The sequence below is a fragment of the Pseudomonas chaetocerotis genome, assembly GCF_015712105.2.
Lineage (GTDB): Bacteria > Pseudomonadota > Gammaproteobacteria > Pseudomonadales > Pseudomonadaceae > Aquipseudomonas > Aquipseudomonas chaetocerotis.
Genome location: NZ_JACFYX020000008.1, coordinates 117,467 through 133,389, shown reverse-complemented (window position 1 = coordinate 133,389; position 15,923 = coordinate 117,467). Strand labels below are relative to the sequence as shown.

At 63.4% G+C, this 15,923-nt stretch carries 17 protein-coding genes; 6 read left to right on the top strand and 11 right to left on the bottom strand.

The features are described from left to right. Positions 1–6: 6 nt before the first annotated feature. From lpxK to H3221_RS15520, 4 genes are all read right to left on the bottom strand, one after another. Positions 7–1,008, bottom strand: coding sequence for a tetraacyldisaccharide 4'-kinase (gene lpxK, locus H3221_RS15535; protein WP_196474483.1), 1,002 nt, complete (start codon positions 1,006–1,008; stop codon positions 7–9). Then, a complete protein-coding gene (locus H3221_RS15530; RefSeq protein WP_196474482.1) occupies positions 1,009–1,437 on the bottom strand; it encodes an ExbD/TolR family protein in 429 nt (142 codons plus the stop codon). Then, positions 1,434–2,066, bottom strand: coding sequence for a MotA/TolQ/ExbB proton channel family protein (locus H3221_RS15525; protein ID WP_013714801.1), 633 nt, complete (start codon positions 2,064–2,066; stop codon positions 1,434–1,436). Before H3221_RS15525 ends, H3221_RS15530 begins: the two co-directional genes overlap by 4 nt. A gap of 72 nt (positions 2,067–2,138) precedes the next feature. After that, positions 2,139–4,352 carry a DNA internalization-related competence protein ComEC/Rec2 gene (locus H3221_RS15520; protein WP_196474608.1) on the bottom strand — a complete coding sequence of 738 codons (2,214 nt, stop codon included), beginning with the start codon at positions 4,350–4,352 and terminating at the stop codon, positions 2,139–2,141. 138 nt (positions 4,353–4,490) lie between these two features. Between H3221_RS15520 and H3221_RS15515 the strand changes: the two genes are divergently transcribed. The 3 genes from H3221_RS15515 (at position 4,491) to H3221_RS15505 (ending at position 6,604) form a co-directional block, all read left to right on the top strand. After that, a complete protein-coding gene (locus H3221_RS15515; RefSeq protein WP_196474481.1) occupies positions 4,491–5,015 on the top strand; it encodes a DUF2062 domain-containing protein in 525 nt (174 codons plus the stop codon). A 40-nt stretch (positions 5,016–5,055) separates the two neighbouring features. After that, positions 5,056–5,865 (top strand): AraC family transcriptional regulator, encoded by an 810-nt coding sequence (locus H3221_RS15510; protein ID WP_196474480.1) that lies wholly within the window; start codon positions 5,056–5,058, stop codon positions 5,863–5,865. 130 nt (positions 5,866–5,995) lie between these two features. Continuing rightward, positions 5,996–6,604 carry a LysE family translocator gene (locus H3221_RS15505; RefSeq protein ID WP_196474479.1) on the top strand — a complete coding sequence of 203 codons (609 nt, stop codon included), beginning with the start codon at positions 5,996–5,998 and terminating at the stop codon, positions 6,602–6,604. A gap of 7 nt (positions 6,605–6,611) precedes the next feature. Here the strand turns inward: H3221_RS15505 and H3221_RS15500 are convergent, their stop codons facing one another. From H3221_RS15500 to H3221_RS15490, 3 genes are read right to left on the bottom strand one after another with little or no spacing between them, the layout of a single operon-like run. After that, the gene (locus tag H3221_RS15500) at positions 6,612–7,856 is read right to left on the bottom strand and encodes a lipoprotein-releasing ABC transporter permease subunit (RefSeq protein ID WP_196474478.1); all 1,245 of its coding nucleotides are present in this window, start codon (positions 7,854–7,856) and stop codon (positions 6,612–6,614) included. Next, the gene (gene lolD, locus H3221_RS15495) at positions 7,856–8,542 is read right to left on the bottom strand and encodes a lipoprotein-releasing ABC transporter ATP-binding protein LolD (protein WP_397428076.1); all 687 of its coding nucleotides are present in this window, start codon (positions 8,540–8,542) and stop codon (positions 7,856–7,858) included. Before lolD ends, H3221_RS15500 begins: the two co-directional genes overlap by 1 nt. 19 nt (positions 8,543–8,561) lie before the next feature. Next, positions 8,562–9,809, bottom strand: a complete 1,248-nt coding sequence (locus tag H3221_RS15490) for a lipoprotein-releasing ABC transporter permease subunit (protein ID WP_196474476.1) — start codon at positions 9,807–9,809, stop codon at positions 8,562–8,564. Positions 9,810–10,101: 292 nt separating this feature from the next. Here H3221_RS15490 and H3221_RS15485 point away from each other — a divergent pair, with 292 nt between their 5' ends. From H3221_RS15485 to H3221_RS15475, 3 genes are read left to right on the top strand one after another with little or no spacing between them, the layout of a single operon-like run. Then, complete coding sequence (locus H3221_RS15485) at positions 10,102–10,668, top strand: PilZ domain-containing protein (protein WP_021488566.1); 567 nt, start codon at positions 10,102–10,104, stop codon at positions 10,666–10,668. A 19-nt stretch (positions 10,669–10,687) separates the two neighbouring features. Continuing rightward, entirely contained in the window at positions 10,688–10,996 is a 309-nt protein-coding gene (locus H3221_RS15480; protein WP_196474475.1) for a phosphodiesterase, read from the top strand. Further along, positions 10,993–11,712, top strand: coding sequence for a glycerophosphodiester phosphodiesterase (locus H3221_RS15475; protein ID WP_196474474.1), 720 nt, complete (start codon positions 10,993–10,995; stop codon positions 11,710–11,712). The genes H3221_RS15480 and H3221_RS15475 overlap by 4 nt, the downstream gene beginning before the upstream one ends. 238 nt (positions 11,713–11,950) lie before the next feature. Here the strand turns inward: H3221_RS15475 and sthA are convergent, their stop codons facing one another. From sthA to nqrF, 4 genes are all read right to left on the bottom strand, one after another. After that, on the bottom strand, positions 11,951–13,345 hold the full coding sequence (gene sthA, locus H3221_RS15470; RefSeq protein WP_196474473.1) for a Si-specific NAD(P)(+) transhydrogenase: 1,395 nt from the start codon (positions 13,343–13,345) through the stop codon (positions 11,951–11,953). Positions 13,346–13,441: 96 nt separating this feature from the next. After that, positions 13,442–13,672: a (Na+)-NQR maturation NqrM gene (nqrM, locus tag H3221_RS15465; RefSeq protein WP_160020370.1), complete on the bottom strand. Its 231-nt coding sequence runs from the start codon at positions 13,670–13,672 to the stop codon at positions 13,442–13,444. Further along, on the bottom strand, positions 13,669–14,592 hold the full coding sequence (locus H3221_RS15460) for an FAD:protein FMN transferase (RefSeq protein WP_196474607.1): 924 nt from the start codon (positions 14,590–14,592) through the stop codon (positions 13,669–13,671). The genes nqrM and H3221_RS15460 overlap by 4 nt, the downstream gene beginning before the upstream one ends. A gap of 104 nt (positions 14,593–14,696) precedes the next feature. Further along, positions 14,697–15,920: an NADH:ubiquinone reductase (Na(+)-transporting) subunit F gene (gene nqrF / locus H3221_RS15455; RefSeq protein ID WP_160020371.1), complete on the bottom strand. Its 1,224-nt coding sequence runs from the start codon at positions 15,918–15,920 to the stop codon at positions 14,697–14,699. Between the last annotated feature and the right edge of the window lie 3 nt (positions 15,921–15,923).

The window sequence follows — 15,923 nt, the reverse complement described above, 5'->3', positions numbered from 1 at the left end:
GGGTCTTCAGGACCCCGGTATGAGGCGAGCCAGCTCCTTATCCAGCCAGTCGACGAACGCTGGCGTGGGCACGGCGTCGACGGCCAGGTACCACCAGTCGGCGGCGGCGAAGGCCCGGCATTTCACCGCATCCTTCTCGGTCATCAACAGTGGCAGCGATGGCTCGAAGCTGAGCTGCGCGGCGTCGTACTGGGCATGGTCGGCGAAGGGATGCGGAACCGGGCGCCAGTTTAGCGCTTCGAGGGTATTGAAGAAACGTTGCGGGTTGCCGATACCGGCCACCGCATGCACCGCCTGACCGTGCGGCAGATGATCGAGACCGACGCGCTCACCACTGGCCAGGTTGACCAAGGCGCAGGGCTGCAAGCGAAACGCGTAGCCATCGGCGCGATCCGCCGATGCACCGTTGAACAGCACAGCATCCACCTCCTCCAGACGCTCGGCCGGCTCGCGCAGTGGCCCGGCTGGCAGGCAGCGGCGATTACCCAGGCCACGCGCGGCGTCGATCAAAACCAGTTCCAGATCACGCGCCAGGCGGTAATGCTGCAGGCCATCATCGCAGAGGATCAGATCCAGTGGCTCCTCGGCCAACAGCGCACGCACGGCGCCGCTGCGATCCGGATCGATCATCAAGGGCACACCCGTACGCTGGACGATCAGCAGCGGCTCGTCACCCGCCTGCGCTGCCGACTGCTCGGCACGCACCCGCCACGGCAGACTGGGTGGCGTGGCGCCGTAGCCACGGCTGACCACGCCGACCTTGAGGCCACGGGCGCGACAGTGTTCGATCAGAAAGAGAATGAGCGGCGTCTTGCCGGTGCCACCAACCGTGATGTTGCCCACCACCAGCACGGGCACCGGGGCACGGTAGATATCGCCTTCACCAGCCAGGAAACGCGCACGCTTGCCCTGCACCACGCGGCGATACAGCCACTCCAGCGGACGCAGCAGCGTCAGCGCCGGGTGGCCGCGATACCAAGCTTGGAGCAAGCGATCGGCAGCGCTCACTCAGGGGGCTTCCTGTGCTTCCACCGTGGTGATGCGCAGGTGCGAGAAGCCCAGCTTGCCGGCCGCATCCATCGCAGTGATCACCGACTGGTGCGGCGTCTTGCCGTCGGCACTGATGATCAGCGGCAGGCTGTTGTCGCCATCGGATTCCTTCTGCAGAGCCGCCATGAGATTGCTCAGGTTGCTCTCCAGCAGTGTCTTGCCATTGACCGAAAACGCGCCGTCGGCGCCAATCAGCACCTCGACCTGCTTGAGCTCGGTCTGCTCGGGCGGCGTGCCACTGGCCGCCTCGGGCAAGTCGACCTTGAGCTGGGTCTCGCGGGTGAAGGTGGTGGTGACCACGAAGAACAGCAGCAGGATGAATACCACGTCGATCAACGAGGCCAGGTTGATCTCGACGTTCTCCCGCGGTTTGCGTCGGAATTTCACGCCTTGCCCTCACCCAGGTCGACGTCGCGATCTCCCTGCACCATTTCCACCAGCTTGATCGCTTCCTGCTCCATGCCGACCACCAGCTCGTCGACGCGACGCTGCAGGTAGCGATGGAAGAACAGCGCCGGGATCGCCACCATCAGGCCAGCTGCCGTGGTGATCAGCGCCTTGGAGATACCACCAGCGAGCATCGGCGCGTTGGCCATGCCCGAGCCCATGAAGGAGCTGAAGATCTCGATCATGCCCAGCACGGTACCGAGCAGACCAAGCAGCGGCGCGATGCCGGCGATGGTGCCGAGGGCATTGAGGTAGCGTTCCAGGTCATGAATGACCCGGGCGGCGGCCTCCTCGATGCACTCCTTCATGATCTCGCGACCATGCTTGGAGTTGGCCAGGCCGGCGGCGAGAATCTGCCCCAGCGGCGAATCCTCGCGCAGCTCCTTGAGCTTCTGGTTGTTGAGTTTCTTGTCCTTGATCCAGCGCCAGACCTGAGCCAGCAGGTTGGCCGGAGTGACGCGGGCGGGCCGCAGGGTCCACAGGCGCTCGGCGACGATGCCGGCAGCAGCGATGGAACAGAGAATGATCGGCAGCATCATCCAGCCGCCAGCTTTGACCAGTTCCCACACGGTAGAGAGTCCCCCTCGAAAAAGTGGCGCCACTCTAGCATAGGGTGCCGCCCTCGCCGACCGTCGCCGTTCTCATTTTTCCCGCCAGAAACGTGGCTCGCGTCGCAACCCATACGGCGCAGCATGCTCACCCAGACGCAAATGCAGAGCGCCATCCAACGCTGTGTCATGGACCTCGACACCGGCTGCCCGATAACGCTCCAGTACCTGCGGGTGAGGATGCCCAAAGGCATTGTGGCGACCGCGGGTGATCAGCGCATGCTGCGGCGCGACAACATCGATGAAGGCTCGGCTGGATGATGTGCGACTGCCGTGATGAGGCGCCAGCAGCCACTGGGAGGCCAGGGGAAAGTCGGCCTGCATCAGCGCACGCTCGGCCAGGATGTCGATGTCACCGGTCAACAGCAGGCGCTCGTCGCCAGCCTCAACCTGCAGCACGCAGGAGCGCTGATTACCGGAGCTGGCCCGCTGCCACTGCCACACCCGGAACGTCACGTCATTCCATTGCCAGCTTCTTCCCGATTCACAAGCCTCGGCACCAAGCGCCTTGGCCACCCGCAGCGGCTCGCCACTGATGACCCGCGCCACCGGCATCCCGGCCTTGATCGCGGCAGCACCACCGACATGATCATTGTCGGCATGACTGAGCAGCATCAGATCGAGCCCTTTGAGGTTCATCGCACGCAAGGAAGGCAGGACGATGCGCTCCCCGGTATCGAAATCGCCGAAGCGCGGCCCTGCGTCGTACAGCAGGCTGTGGTCTCGGGTGCGTACCAGCACCGCCAGCCCCTGCCCCACATCCAGCACCCAGACATCGGCACGGCCATCATCCAGCTGCTTCATGGGCAGTAGCAATGCAGGCAACAACAGCGCCAGGCCGGGTAGACGTAGCGGCACCCCGGCAGGCAGCAGGAACAACAAGGCACCTGCCGCTGCCAGTAGCCAGGCCCAAAGCGGCAGGTTGCCGGGCAGCCAGGCAGGTAGCCAACCCGCGACGACACCGAGCAATTCGAATAACAGATGCAGCGCTCCACCGGCCAGCCACAGCAACCCCTCCCCAACCACGGGAACGGGCAGCAGCAGAGTGCCCAGCAAGGCCAGGGGTACGACGACCAGCCCCACCCAGGGCACAGCCACCAGGTTGGCCAGTGGCCCGCTGCTGCTGACTGGCAAACCGAGGATCAGCATCATCGGCAACAGACCGATGGCCATGGTCCACTGCGCCCGCGTCAACCCATGCCACCAAGCCCAGACGCCCAGCCGGCCACCGAATACCAAAGCGAGAACCGCGACGGCCGAGAACGACAGCCAGAACCCCGCTTGCAAGGACGCCAATGGCTCGAGCAGCAGCACAACGATCAGCGCCAGCAACAATGGCCACCAGGCTCCCAGGTGACGAAAGCGCATGCGCCAGAGCAGCACCAGCGCAACCATCACGCAGGCCCTGCGCACCGGCACCTGGAAACCCGCCAACATTCCATAGACCAGGGCCCCGCTCAAGGCCAGCGCACAGGCGCAGGGCAGCCAGGGCCAGCGCCTTGGCCAGACACCGACTCTCGCCAGTAACGCCACCAGTGCGTAAAGAAAGCCGGCCAGCAGCGCGATATGCTGGCCGGAGATGACCATCAGGTGCACCGTGCCCGTATGCTGCAACAGGCGCCAGTCGCCCGCACTCAGGCCGGATCCATCACCCAGGACCAGAGCGGCGATGGCGCCCTCTCGCTGGAAAGCCGGCACAGCCAGCAGATGCTGACGCAGGCTGTCACGCCAGCTCCCCCAACCTGTCGCAGGGGATAACCGCTGGCCAGACTTGATCGTGCCCGTCGCGCCAATGCGCTGGGCCAGCAGCCAGGCCTCGTGATCGAAACTCTGCGGATTGACCAACCCATGTGGGCGCTTCAGGTTGACCACCACCCGCCATCGCTCGCCGCCCTGCACCGGCGGCCCGCCGTGCCAGGCCAGACGCATTCTTTTCGGCAGCTCGGCACGCCGCGAGCGCGCGTCCTCGAACTGGAAGCGCACTACGCCATCGGACACCTCCGGCAGGCCGACCACTCGACCCTCCAGCCACAAGGTACGGCCATCGAGCTGCGGAGCGAGGCGGTCATCCAGCGCCGATTGCGCCGAGCCGCAGGCCCAGGCCAGCCCCAACAAAAAGAACCCCAGCGGATAAAGGCGTGAGAACAACAGCGCAAGACCGGCGCAGGCCGCCACCAGCAACAGCCAGCCCGGCGGTAGGCTGGGCAGAAAGCGCAACGTCAATAGCCCAAAGGCTAGCGCCAACATCCCTGTTCGCATGGTTTCTCCTTGCTCATCGAGCTAAGGGGCGCGCGTCCAGCGCTCACCTCCAGTCACAATATGGAAACGCTGGCCAGGCTGAATCCGTGCATAATACCGGCGCTTTTGCCTGCCCAGAGACTCTTCATGCCGCGTCGTTTATTCAAGCGCTACATGCCCAACCCCGACAGCATCAAGGGTAACAAGTCCCTGCGCTTTCTCGGCAAACTCATTCATGACCCCAATCTCTGGCATCTCAACCGCCATTCGGTAGCCCGTGGCATGGCCATCGGCCTGTTCTGGGCGATGATCCCCATGCCCATGCAGATGCTGGCCGCCGCCGCCGTCGCCATCCCGATGCGCGCCAACCTGCCGATTTCCATCGGCCTGGTTTGGCTGACCAACCCTATCACCATGCCGCCGGTTTTCTACTGCACCTACAAGCTGGGCGCGTGGATCATGCAGACGCCTCCGGTGCGCATGCCGACGACCCTGAGTCTGGAGTGGATCACGGCTGAGGTGGCAGTGCTGTGGAAACCACTGTATCTGGGCTCCTTCGTCGCTGGGATCATTCTCGCGGCGGCAGGCTATGTGCTGACCATGCTCTACTGGCGCTGGTGGGTCCAGCGCAGTTGGCGCAAACGCCAGGAACGTCGCCGCCGGCAGCAGTAACCTCAACCAGGCGCACCACGGCGCCAAGAGACGGATACGCATGAACGAGCCGGGCTTTCGCATACGACGCCTGACCGGGTTGGGCGTGGAGATCGTCGAGGCCGACTCCGACCGCAGCTTCGCACGCCATATCCACGAACAGTTCGGCATAGGCCAGATCCTCCAGGGCGCCCAGCGCTCGGCCAGCGGCCGGGGCCAGGTACAGGCGCAAGCCGGCGACCTGATCTCGCTAAACCCCGGTGAAGTCCACGATGGCGCACCACTGGGTGGCAACACCCGGCGCTGGCGGATGCTGTACTTCGAGCCCGCGCGGATCGCCCAGGCCTTCGCCGACATGGCCAGTGACGAAGGTCCGACACCCAGCGAACTGGCCTATCCGGTGCTGCGCAAGCGCCAGGCCAGCCATGCCTTCGCGGCGCTGTACCGGGCCATCGCCCAGCCTGGCATGCCAGCGGCGCAACTGGCCGGCGAGCAGACCCTGCCCGTGCTGCTCGCGCACCTTCTGGAACACCGTCCGGGCAAGCCTCTGGCCGCCGGAAACGGTGCCAGCCGAGCCAAGGCGCTGATCGACGACGACCCCATGGCACCCCTGACGCTGGCGCTGCTGGCGGAGCAGGCACAGCTCAGCCGCTTCCAACTGGTGCGTGCCTTCTCCCGCCTGACTGGACTGACACCCCACGCGTACCTGCTGCAACGACGCCTGCTCAAGGCGCGCCAGCTGGTAGCCGCCGGCCTGCCACTGGCCGAGGCTGCGGCAATTGCGGGCTTTGCCGACCAGAGCCACATGAGCCGCCACTTCGTGCGCTGCTTCGGCTTCACCCCAGGGCTGTATGCCCGCCCGGAACGCTGAGCCCCTGCAATTTCGTTCAAGATCGTCCGGAACACGACTCGACAGACTGCGGGCTCACTCGTCACAGGGAAAGCCCCATGCACAGGCACGATCGCAATACAGGCCCGAACGACCAGGGAGGGCCTGCGGCATGAGCCTCGAATTTCTTCTCACTTCGCTGCTGGTGGTGGCCTCGCCAGGCACCGGCGTGGTCTACACCATCGCCGCCGGCCTGGCACAGGGTTGGCGCGCCAGCCTGATAGCGGCCTTCGGCTGCACGCTGGGTTGCGCGCCACATGCCTTGGCCGCCGTCAGCGGGCTGGCCGCGCTGCTCTACGCCAGTCCCCTGGCGCTGCAAGCACTCAGCTACGGCGGCGCGCTCTACCTGTTGTGGATGGCCTGGGGCATGCTGCGTGAACAGGGTCCGCTGCAGTTGCAGGCGCATCAGCGCGCACGTTCGAGCGCCACGCTGATACGCTCGGGCGTCGCGCTCAACCTGCTCAACCCCAAGCTGTCGATCTTCTTCCTGGCCTTTCTGCCGCAGTTCCTCGAGCCCGGCCAGGCGTATGCCGTGCAGCACCTGCTGACACTCAGCGGACTGTTCATGGCAGTGACCTTCGCCGTTTTCAGCGTCTACGGGCTGTTCGCCGCAGCGCTGCGCCAGCATCTGCTGCAGCGTCCAGCGGTACTTCGCACGCTGCGCTACCTGTTCGCCGCCGCCTTCGCGGTGCTGGCGCTGCACCTGGCCGGGTGGTGGTGAGGCGGCCTCACTCGTAGCGCAGGGCTTCGGCCGGCTGCACCTGGGCGGCGCGCCAGGAGGGATAGAGGGTGGCCAGGAAGCTGAGCAGCAGCGCGGCGGAACAGATCAGCGCCACATCCGTCCACTGCAGATCTGACGGCAAGCTGCTGATGAAGTACACATCGGAGCTCATCACCTGCTGACCGGCGAACGACTCCAGCCAGGCCACCAGCGCGCTGACATTGAGTGCCGCCAGCACACCCAGTACCGTGCCGATCAGCGTACCGACCAGGCCGATCACCGAGCCCTGCACCATGAAAATCGCCATGATCTGCCGCGGTGTGGCGCCCAGGGTACGCAGAATGGCGATATCGCCGCCCTTATCGGCCACCACCATGATCAGCGTGGCGATGATGTTGAACGCCGCCACGGCAACGATCAGCAAGAGCAGCAGACCGATCATGGTCTTCTCCATTTTCATTGCGCTGAACAGGCTGCCCTGGGTATGAGTCCAATCATCGGCGCGATAACCCGCGCCCAGCTCGGCGACCAATGCCTTGGACACCTGCGGCGCCTGGTAGAGGTCTTTCAGCGCCAGGCGAATGCCCGGCACCGTGCCTTCCGGCAGGCGCTGCATGGCAGCGGCATCGGCGACGTTGATCAGTGCCAGCGAGCTGTCCAGCTCGGCACCGACCTTGAACACCGCCGCCACGTTCAGGCGCTGCATGCGCGGGGTGACGCCGCCGGGCGCACGGCTCAGCTCGGGGATGATCAAGGTCAGTTTGTCACCCACCTGCAGGCCGAAGCGGCGCGCGGTGATATCGCCAATCACCACACCGAATTCGCCGGGCTGCAGATTGTTCAGGCTGCCCTGGCGGATGTGCTCGGGCAGGATCGACACCTTGCCCTCCTGCGCCGGATCGATGCCGTGGATCTGAATCGGCTGCATCAGCCCGCGGTGCGACAGCATGCCCTCCAGCTCGGCATAGGGCGCCGCGGCCTGCACCTGTGGGTTGGCCATGGCCTTCTCCGCCAGGGCACGCCAGTCGGCGACCGGCTCGGCACCGTAGAGCATGGCGTGCGGCACCATGCCGAGAATGCGCGAGCTCATTTCCTTCTGGAAGCCGTTCATCACCGACAGCACCACGATCATCGCCAGCACGCCCAGCGCCAGGCCGATCATCGAGGTTAGCGATATGAAGGAGATGAAATGGTTGCGGCGCTTGGCCCGTGTGTAGCGGGCACCGATGAAAAGACTCAGCGGACGAAACATCAGAGGGTCACCAGTTTGCCGTCCTGCAGGCTGAGCACGCGATCCATCTGCCGTGCCAGCTGCATGTCGTGGGTCACCACCAGGAACGCGGTGTTGGAATCACGGCTGAGTTCGCGCATCAGCTCCTGAATGCCTTCGGCAGTGTGCTGATCGAGGTTGCCGGTGGGTTCATCGAGCAGCACCAGCCCCGGGCGGTTGACCAGGGCACGGGCAATCGCCACACGCTGGCGCTCCCCGCCGGAGAGTTCGGACGGTTTGTGATTGAGGCGATGGGCAAGACCTACGCGCTCGAGCAGCCTGGTGGCACGCTCGCGCGCCTCACTGATCGACGTCTTGCCGATCAACAGCGGCATACAGACGTTCTCCAGTGCGGTGAACTCGGCCAGCAGGTGGTGAAACTGGTAGACAAAACCCAGCGCACGGTTGCGCAACAGGCCACGAGCGGTCTCGCTCAGCGCCGAAAGCTGCTCGCCAGCAAGCCAGACACTGCCGTCGCTGGGCGTATCCAGGCCACCGAGCATGTTCAGCAGGGTGCTCTTGCCGGAACCGGAGCTGCCGACGATGGCCACGCGCTCGCCGGGCAGCAGCTCAAGCTCCAGACCATCGAGCACCACCACGGATTCCGGGCCCTCGTCATAACGCTTGCTCAGGTTGCGACAGCTGAGCACGGCATTGTGCTGTTTCATGGCGTTCTGGTTCATGGACTCACTCATAGCGCAGGGCCTCGGCCGGCTGGGTACGCGCAGCGCGCCAGGCTGGATACAGGGTGGCGAAGAAGCTCAGCAGCAACGCCGCGGTACAGACCATCACCACGTCGGCGCTCTGCAGTTGCGAAGGCAGGTAATCGATGAAGTAGACATCGGCATTGAGAAACTTTATGCCCAGCAGGCGCTCGATACCGGCGATCAGGCTGCTGACGTTCAGCGCAGCGAGAATCCCCAGCACTGCGCCGATGAAGGTGCCGACCACACCGATCACCGTGCCCTGCACCATGAAGATGGCCATGATCTGCCGCGGCGTGGCGCCGAGGGTACGCAGGATGGCGATATCGCCCTTCTTGTCGGTCACCACCATCACCAGGGTGGAGATGATGTTAAAGGCGGCCACCGCGACGATCAGCAGCAGGAGCAGACCGATCATGGTCTTCTCCATGCGAATGGCCTGATACAGATTGCCGTGGGTTCGGGTCCAGTCGCGGGCATAGAAATCACCGTCGAGGGTCTGAGCGATCTCCCAGGCGCTGCGCGGCGCCTGGAACAGATCATCGAACTTCAATCGCAGGCCCTGTACCTGATCCGGCTTCCAGCGCTGCAGACGCGCCAGGTCGCTGATGTTGGCCAGCGCCAGTGCACCGTCGATCTCGCCAGCGCCGACGTGGAAGATGCCGGTGACGGTAAAGCGCTTCAGGCGCGGGAACATGCCGGCGGGGGTCACGGTAACCTCGGGCGCGACGAAGGTGACCTTGTCTCCCAGTTTCAGGCCCAGCTTGGCCGCTGCCTTGTCGCCGATGACCATGGCGAAATCGCCGGGTTTAAGGCTGTCGAGACTGCCCTGCTGGAAGAAGCCGTCGATGATCGACACCTTGCGCTCCTGCTCGGGGTCGATGGCATTGATCAGCACCTTCTGCACCTTGCCATCGTGCGTCAGCAAGCCCTGCATCTGGGTGAAGGGCGCCAGCGCCTCGACACGCGGGTGGCGCTCGACATGACGCGCCAATGCCGGCCAGTCACTGACCGGGGTCGGCGACTCGACCGTGGCATGAGGAATCATCCCCAGCACGCGGGTGCGCATTTCGTGGTCGAAGCCATTCATCACCGACAGCACCAGGATCATTACCATCACCCCGAGGGTGAGGCCGAGCATGGACGTCAGGGAAATGAAGGAGACGAAGTGGTTGCGACGCTTGGCCCGCGTGTAGCGCGTACCGATGAATACGAACAGAGGTCTGAACATGTCGGAGAGATTCGGGGGAAAGAAAAACGTCCTTGTGGCAGGGCCAGGTCAGCAGCCTTACACTCAGAAACAACTCAAGGTCTGCTGCGTATCGGGCATGCTGCGTTAAAGACACTCGGAAAGCCGCTTATGGCTGACGCGCTTCAGTGTGGCTCCGAAGGGGCGAGCGAAGCGAGCAATGCTCGTTTACCATTCGTAACCGACGCTTGCCCGGCGACACTTGTCTGGCACGCATCCGGTCCGCGAGACTTTCAACAGGGTCTTCGACCACCACCGCTTTCATGGGTTCGCCATGTCGACTAACGATGTAGATGATCGCCGCGAATACTATCGTATCGACGATACGATCGCACTGGAATTCAGCCTGCTGTCGGGGGCCGAAGCCCATGCCAGCGACGCGCTTCACGATCCATCGCCGCTGTTCAACCTGCTCAGCGACCTGCACCTGATGGATTTCGAATCCCAGCATCTGCTGCGCCACATCACCGAACGCGACCGCACCCTGGCCAACTACCTGAAGGTGATCAACAAGCGCATCGACCTGCTCGGCCAGGCCGTGGCGCAGAGCCTGCTACGCGACATCGGCGCGCCACGCCAGGTATCGCTGTCCGAAGGCGGTATCAGCTTCAATAACGCCCAGGCCGTGGCACCGGGCAGCCATCTGGCAATCAAGATGGTGCTGATGCCCCAGGCGCTCGGCCTACTGCTGCGTGGCCAGGTGGTGCACTGCAGTCAACGCGCGGACGGTCAATTCGAGATCGGCACCGAGTTCGAAGCGTTGACCGACGCACAGCGCCAGTTGCTGGCCCGGCATATCCTGCAGAAGCAGGCTCTGGAACGTCGCCAAGCCCGCGAATGACAGCCGCCAAGGAACCGCCATGTATCGTCTCGCTCTGCTTTTCACCCTACTCGCCCCTACTACTCTGCTCGCCGATACCCTGACCATTCCCCTGGGCAACCAGGGCGCCGAGCTCGACACCCGCAACCTGCCACACAAAGGTCAGTCCAAGCGCTTGGTGCTGGAGCGTTTCGGCCTGGCCGATGAAGAGCACAAGCCTGTTGGTCAGCCACCGATCACGCGCTGGGACTACCGCGAATTCAGCGTCTATTTCGAATACGATCACGTGATCAACAGCGTGCGCCATCACCAGCCGCGCCACCTCGACACCGTCAAGGAGCAACAGTGACTCACATTTACGGCCATCGCGGCGCCAAAGGCGAAGCCCCGGAAAACACTCTCGCCAGTTTCCAGCGCTGCCTGGAACACGGCGTCGATCGCTGCGAGCTGGATCTGCATCTGTCGCGCGACGGCGAACTGATGGTGATCCACGATCCTACGCTCAAGCGCACCACCGGCCTGCGCGGCAAGGTGGTTGAGCACGACGCTGCCGAGCTGGCGAAGTACGACGCGCGCAAGGGTGGCCCTGGCTGGGTGCGTCCATGCCCCATTCCGCGCCTGGAAGAATTGTTCGAGCAATGCACGTTCGAGCATTGGCAACTGGAGGTGAAAAGTGCCTCGAAAGTGCGCGCCGCGCGCACCGTGCTGGCCATTGCCGAGCTCGTCGAGCGTTTCGGGCTGCGCGAGCAGATCACCATTACCTCCAGCTCGCGGGAGGTACTTAAGGCCGCGCGCGAACTGACCCCGCAACTGCAGTTGGGTCTGGTTGCCGAGTACGCCTGGCTCGACCCACTGAAAGTGGCGGCGCACTACGACTGTCACCTGCTGGCATTGAACTGGACCCTGTGCACCCCGGAGCGCCTGATCAAGGCGCAGAAACAGGGGCTGCACGTGTCGGTCTGGACGGTCAATGAGCCGGCATTGATGCGCCGCCTGGCTGACTTCGGTGCCGACAGCATCATCACCGACTTTCCCGGCCTGGCGGTGCAGACGCTCCGCGGCTGAGACTCAATGGATTAACGCCACGTAGCCCGGATGCAATCCGGGAGTGTCATCGCTCCAGTGCCCGGATTGCATCCGGGCTACGAATACGACGTCCAATAATGAAAAAACCGGCCCAAGAGCCGGTTTTTTCATTGCTGCCACCTGAGACGCTAGAAGCTCTCCCGATTCGGCCAGCGCCACTCGGAAGCCACTACCCAGCCTGTCTCCCCGACCGGCTCAGGCCGCCGGCCGGAGCCGCTCAAAAAAGCCGGTTGAGACCGTCGAACGCGGCAACCCGATAGGCCTCGGCCATGGTCGGGTAGTTGAAGGTGGTGTTGATGAAGTACTTGATGCTGTTGGCATCACCCTTCTGGTTCATGATTGCCTGGCCGATATGGACGATCTCCGAGGCCTGATAGCCGAAGCAGTGCACGCCCAGCACTTCCAGTGTTTCACGGTGGAAGAGGATCTTCAGCATACCCACCGGCTCGACCGAGATCTGCGCACGAGCCATGCCCTTGAAGAAGGCCTTGCCCACTTCGTAAGGCACCTTGGCCTGAGTCAGTTCCCGCTCGGTCTTGCCGATCGAGCTGATCTCCGGAATGGTGTAAATGCCGGTCGGTACGTCATCGACGAAACGCCAGCTGCCGTTGTCAACGATGCTGCCGGCAGCGGAACGCCCCTGGTCGGCAGCCGCACTTGCAAGGCTCGGCCAGCCGATCACATCACCGGCAGCGTAGATGTTGCTGACCTCGGTGCGATAATGCTCGTCGACCTGGATCTGGCCACGGCTGTTGACCGCGATACCGATGTTCTCCAGGCCCAGCTGATCCGTATTGCCGGTGCGGCCGTTACACCACAGCAGCGCGTCGGCCTTGATCTTCTTGCCTGACTTCAGATGCAGGACCACACCGTTTTCCACACCCTCGATGCGCTCGTACTCTTCGTTGTGACGAATCAGCACGTTGTTGTTGCGCAGGTGATAGCTCAGGGCATCGGAGATTTCCGAGTCGAGGAAGCTGAGCAGTTGATCGCGGTTGTCGATAAGGTCGACCAGCACGCCCAGACCACTGAAGATCGAGGCGTACTCGCAACCAATGACCCCGGCGCCGTAGATGATCAGGCGGCGCGGCGTATGGCCGAGACTGAGAATGGTATCGCTGTCGTAGATACGCGGATGACGGAAATCGACATCGGCCGGGCGATAGGGGCGCGAGCCGGTCGCGATGACGATCTGCTTGGCCACGAGTTTTTCCACAACGCCGTTGATACAGACCACTTCGACCGTCTGCTCGTCGGCGAAGCTGGCGGTGCCGAAGTATGTATCGATGCGGTTGCGCGCGTAGTAGCCCGTGCGCGAGGTGACCTGCTTGGCGATCACCTTCTCGGCGCTTTTCAGCACGTCAGGAAAGGAGAACCAGCGCGGCTCGCCAATCTGGCGGAACATCGGGTTGGTATTGAACTGCATGATCTGCCGCACCGAGTGGCGCAGCGCCTTGGAGGGAATGGTCCCCAGGTGAGTACAGTTGCCACCGACCAGCGGACGATTGTCGACCACGGCCACCTTGCGCCCGGCCTTGGCCGCGTTCATCGCCGCGCCTTCGCCCGCTGGGCCGGAGCCCAGCACCACCACATCGTAGTTGTAGACCGCCATGTTTACTCCTTCAGATCAGGCCGGAGCGCTTGTGGCGCACCCTCGGCGGGGCCGGCAGCGGATTGCGACTACCGGCTGTCAAACCATACCGCCAGCTCAGCGCTTGCTCGCGTCGTAAGCCAGGTCGGTGTTCGGCGCTTCGCTCTGCTCGCGATTGACCTCTTCGCACTTCTCGCGGCTACCACCGCAGATCGAGCACTCCTTCTCGATACCCAGGTTGGCGATACCACCGCAGGAACCGGCGATGGGTTTGCGCCCCATGATCACACCAACGGCCATCATGCCGACGACCAGAATCATGGCCAGAAATACAACCAGAAAAGTCATTGCTCATCTCCTGCAGCGAATAGCTGCTCGAATGCGGTCGTGCCCTGTGTGACGAATCCCTCGCCCTCACGCGTCACGAAAAACGCCGCGATACCGTTACGCTCGGCGAAGGCCATCCCGGCTTCCGGCCCGAGCACCATCAATAGGGTAGACAAGCCATCGGCGCGCAAGGTCGATGGATCTGCCACCGTCACCGCCGCCAGCTTGTGGTTGACCGGCTTGCCGCTCAGCGGATCGAGCGTGTGCGAGTAGCGCTGGCCGTTCTCTTCGAAGTAGTTGCGGTAGTCACCCGAGGTGGAGATACCGTAGCCATCGAGTTGCAGAATACGCTGAGCGACCCGCTGATCGTCGCGCGGGGCTTCCAGGCCGATACGCCAGTGGCTGCCATCGGGTTTGAAGCCAGCTGCCTTGAGCTCGCCAGTGGCCTCGACCAGGTAGCTGGTGACGCCCAACTCGCCCAGACGCGCCGCGATCAGATCGACGGCATAACCGGCCGCGATGCTGTTGAAGTCGACTTCAACGTCAACGTCCTTGCACAGCTGCTCACCTTCGATGCTCAGGTGCTGTTGACCGACCCGCTTACGCACTTCGGCCAGGCGCTCGGCATCCGGCACCGCCACGCCCTGCCCTTTGGGTCCGAAGCCCCAGAGGTCGAGCAGGGGCTCCAGCGTCAGATCGAAATAGCCCTGGCTCTCCTGGTGCAGACGATCACCGGCGCGAACCAGGTCCAGCAGGCCTTTGGGCATGGCCTGGCAGGTACCCGCTGGCGCACGGTTGAACTGCTCGATCAGCGAATCATCGCGATAGGTGGACATCTGCAGATCGATCTCGGCGAGGATCGCCTCGGTCGCGGCCTTGAGTTCGGCTTGCGGCGCGACACCTTCACTGCGGACGTATTTGATCGAATAGGTGCTGCCCATGGTCGGGCCACCGAACTCTTCGATCCGTTCAGAATGCAAGCAGCCCGTTAGGGCTGCCGCCAGGGCGACAGCGATAACGGGCTGAAGTACAGCAGACTTCATGCTTAGCCGCCGAAGTCGTCGAGGAGGATGTTCTCCGGCTCGACACCCAGGTCGGTCAGCATCTTGATCACAGCGGCGTTCATCATGGGTGGACCGCACATGTAGAACTCGCAATCTTCCGGAGCCGGGTGGTCCTTCAGGTAGTTCTCGTACAGCACGTTGTGAATGAAGCCCTTGAGGCCAGTCCAGTTGTCTTCCGGCTGCGGGTCGGACAGCGCCAGGTGCCACTGGAAGTTCGGGTTCTCGGCGGCCAGTTGGTCGTACTCTTCGTTGTAGAACGACTCGCGCATGGAGCGCGCACCGTACCAGAAGCTGATCTTGCGCGTGGACTTCAGGCGCTTGAGCTGGTCGAAGATGTGCGAGCGCATCGGCGCCATACCGGCACCACCACCGATGAAGACCATTTCGGCGTCGGTGTCCTTGGCGAAGAACTCACCGAACGGCCCGTACACGGTGATCTTGTCGCCCGGCTTGAGGCTGAACACGTAGGAAGACATCTTGCCCGGTGGCAGATCGTCCTTGCCGGGGGGCGGCGAGGCGATACGGATGTTGAACTTCACCAGACCGCGCTCTTCCGGGTAGTTGGCCATGGAATAGGCACGGATCACGGTCTCCTCGACCTTGGACACGTACTTCCACTGGTTGAACTTGTCCCAGTCGCCGCGATACTCCTCCTGGATGTCGAAGTCCTTGTAGTACACGGTGTGCGGCGGGCACTCCAGCTGCACATAACCACCGGCGCGGAAGTCGACGTTTTCGCCTTCCGGCAGCTTCAGCGTCAGCTCCTTGATGAAGGTAGCGACGTTGGGGTTGGACTCGACGGTGCATTCCCACTTCTTGACGCCGAAGACCTCTTCCGGGACTTCGATCTTCATGTCCTGCTTGACCGGGGTCTGGCAGGAAAGACGCCAACCCTCACGGGCCTCGCGCCTGGTGAAGTGCGACTCCTCGGTGGACAGCATCTCGCCGCCGCCGGATTCGACGACACACTTGCACTGCGCGCAGGTGCCGCCGCCGCCGCAGGCGGAGGACAGGAAGATGTTGTTGTCGGCCAGGGTCTGCAACAGCTTGCCGCCAGCCGGTACCACGATGGTTTTTTCGCCGTTGATCTCGATGCTCACGTCACCGCTGGAAACCAGCTTGGCGCGCGCGGCGAGGATGATCAGCACCAGCGCGAGAACGATGGCGGTGAACATGCCGATGGCGAGGAAAATTTCGTAATTCATCTG

Excerpts from the sequence above, each read along its gene's own strand:
- H3221_RS15520 (WP_196474608.1), bottom strand. The coding sequence starts at position 4,352 with ATGTTGGCGCTAGCCTTTGGGCTATTGACGTTGCGCTTTCTGCCCAGC.
- H3221_RS15515 (WP_196474481.1), top strand. The coding sequence starts at position 4,491 with ATGCCGCGTCGTTTATTCAAGCGCTACATGCCCAACCCCGACAGCATC.
- H3221_RS15510 (WP_196474480.1), top strand. The coding sequence starts at position 5,056 with ATGAACGAGCCGGGCTTTCGCATACGACGCCTGACCGGGTTGGGCGTG.
- H3221_RS15505 (WP_196474479.1), top strand. The coding sequence starts at position 5,996 with ATGAGCCTCGAATTTCTTCTCACTTCGCTGCTGGTGGTGGCCTCGCCA.
- H3221_RS15500 (WP_196474478.1), bottom strand. The coding sequence starts at position 7,856 with ATGTTTCGTCCGCTGAGTCTTTTCATCGGTGCCCGCTACACACGGGCC.
- lolD (WP_397428076.1), bottom strand. The coding sequence starts at position 8,542 with ATGAAACAGCACAATGCCGTGCTCAGCTGTCGCAACCTGAGCAAGCGT.
- H3221_RS15490 (WP_196474476.1), bottom strand. The coding sequence starts at position 9,809 with ATGTTCAGACCTCTGTTCGTATTCATCGGTACGCGCTACACGCGGGCC.
- H3221_RS15485 (WP_021488566.1), top strand. The coding sequence starts at position 10,102 with ATGTCGACTAACGATGTAGATGATCGCCGCGAATACTATCGTATCGAC.
- H3221_RS15480 (WP_196474475.1), top strand. The coding sequence starts at position 10,688 with ATGTATCGTCTCGCTCTGCTTTTCACCCTACTCGCCCCTACTACTCTG.
- sthA (WP_196474473.1), bottom strand. The coding sequence starts at position 13,345 with ATGGCGGTCTACAACTACGATGTGGTGGTGCTGGGCTCCGGCCCAGCG.
- nqrM (WP_160020370.1), bottom strand. The coding sequence starts at position 13,672 with ATGACTTTTCTGGTTGTATTTCTGGCCATGATTCTGGTCGTCGGCATG.
- H3221_RS15460 (WP_196474607.1), bottom strand. The coding sequence starts at position 14,592 with ATGGGCAGCACCTATTCGATCAAATACGTCCGCAGTGAAGGTGTCGCG.
- nqrF (WP_160020371.1), bottom strand. The coding sequence starts at position 15,920 with ATGAATTACGAAATTTTCCTCGCCATCGGCATGTTCACCGCCATCGTT.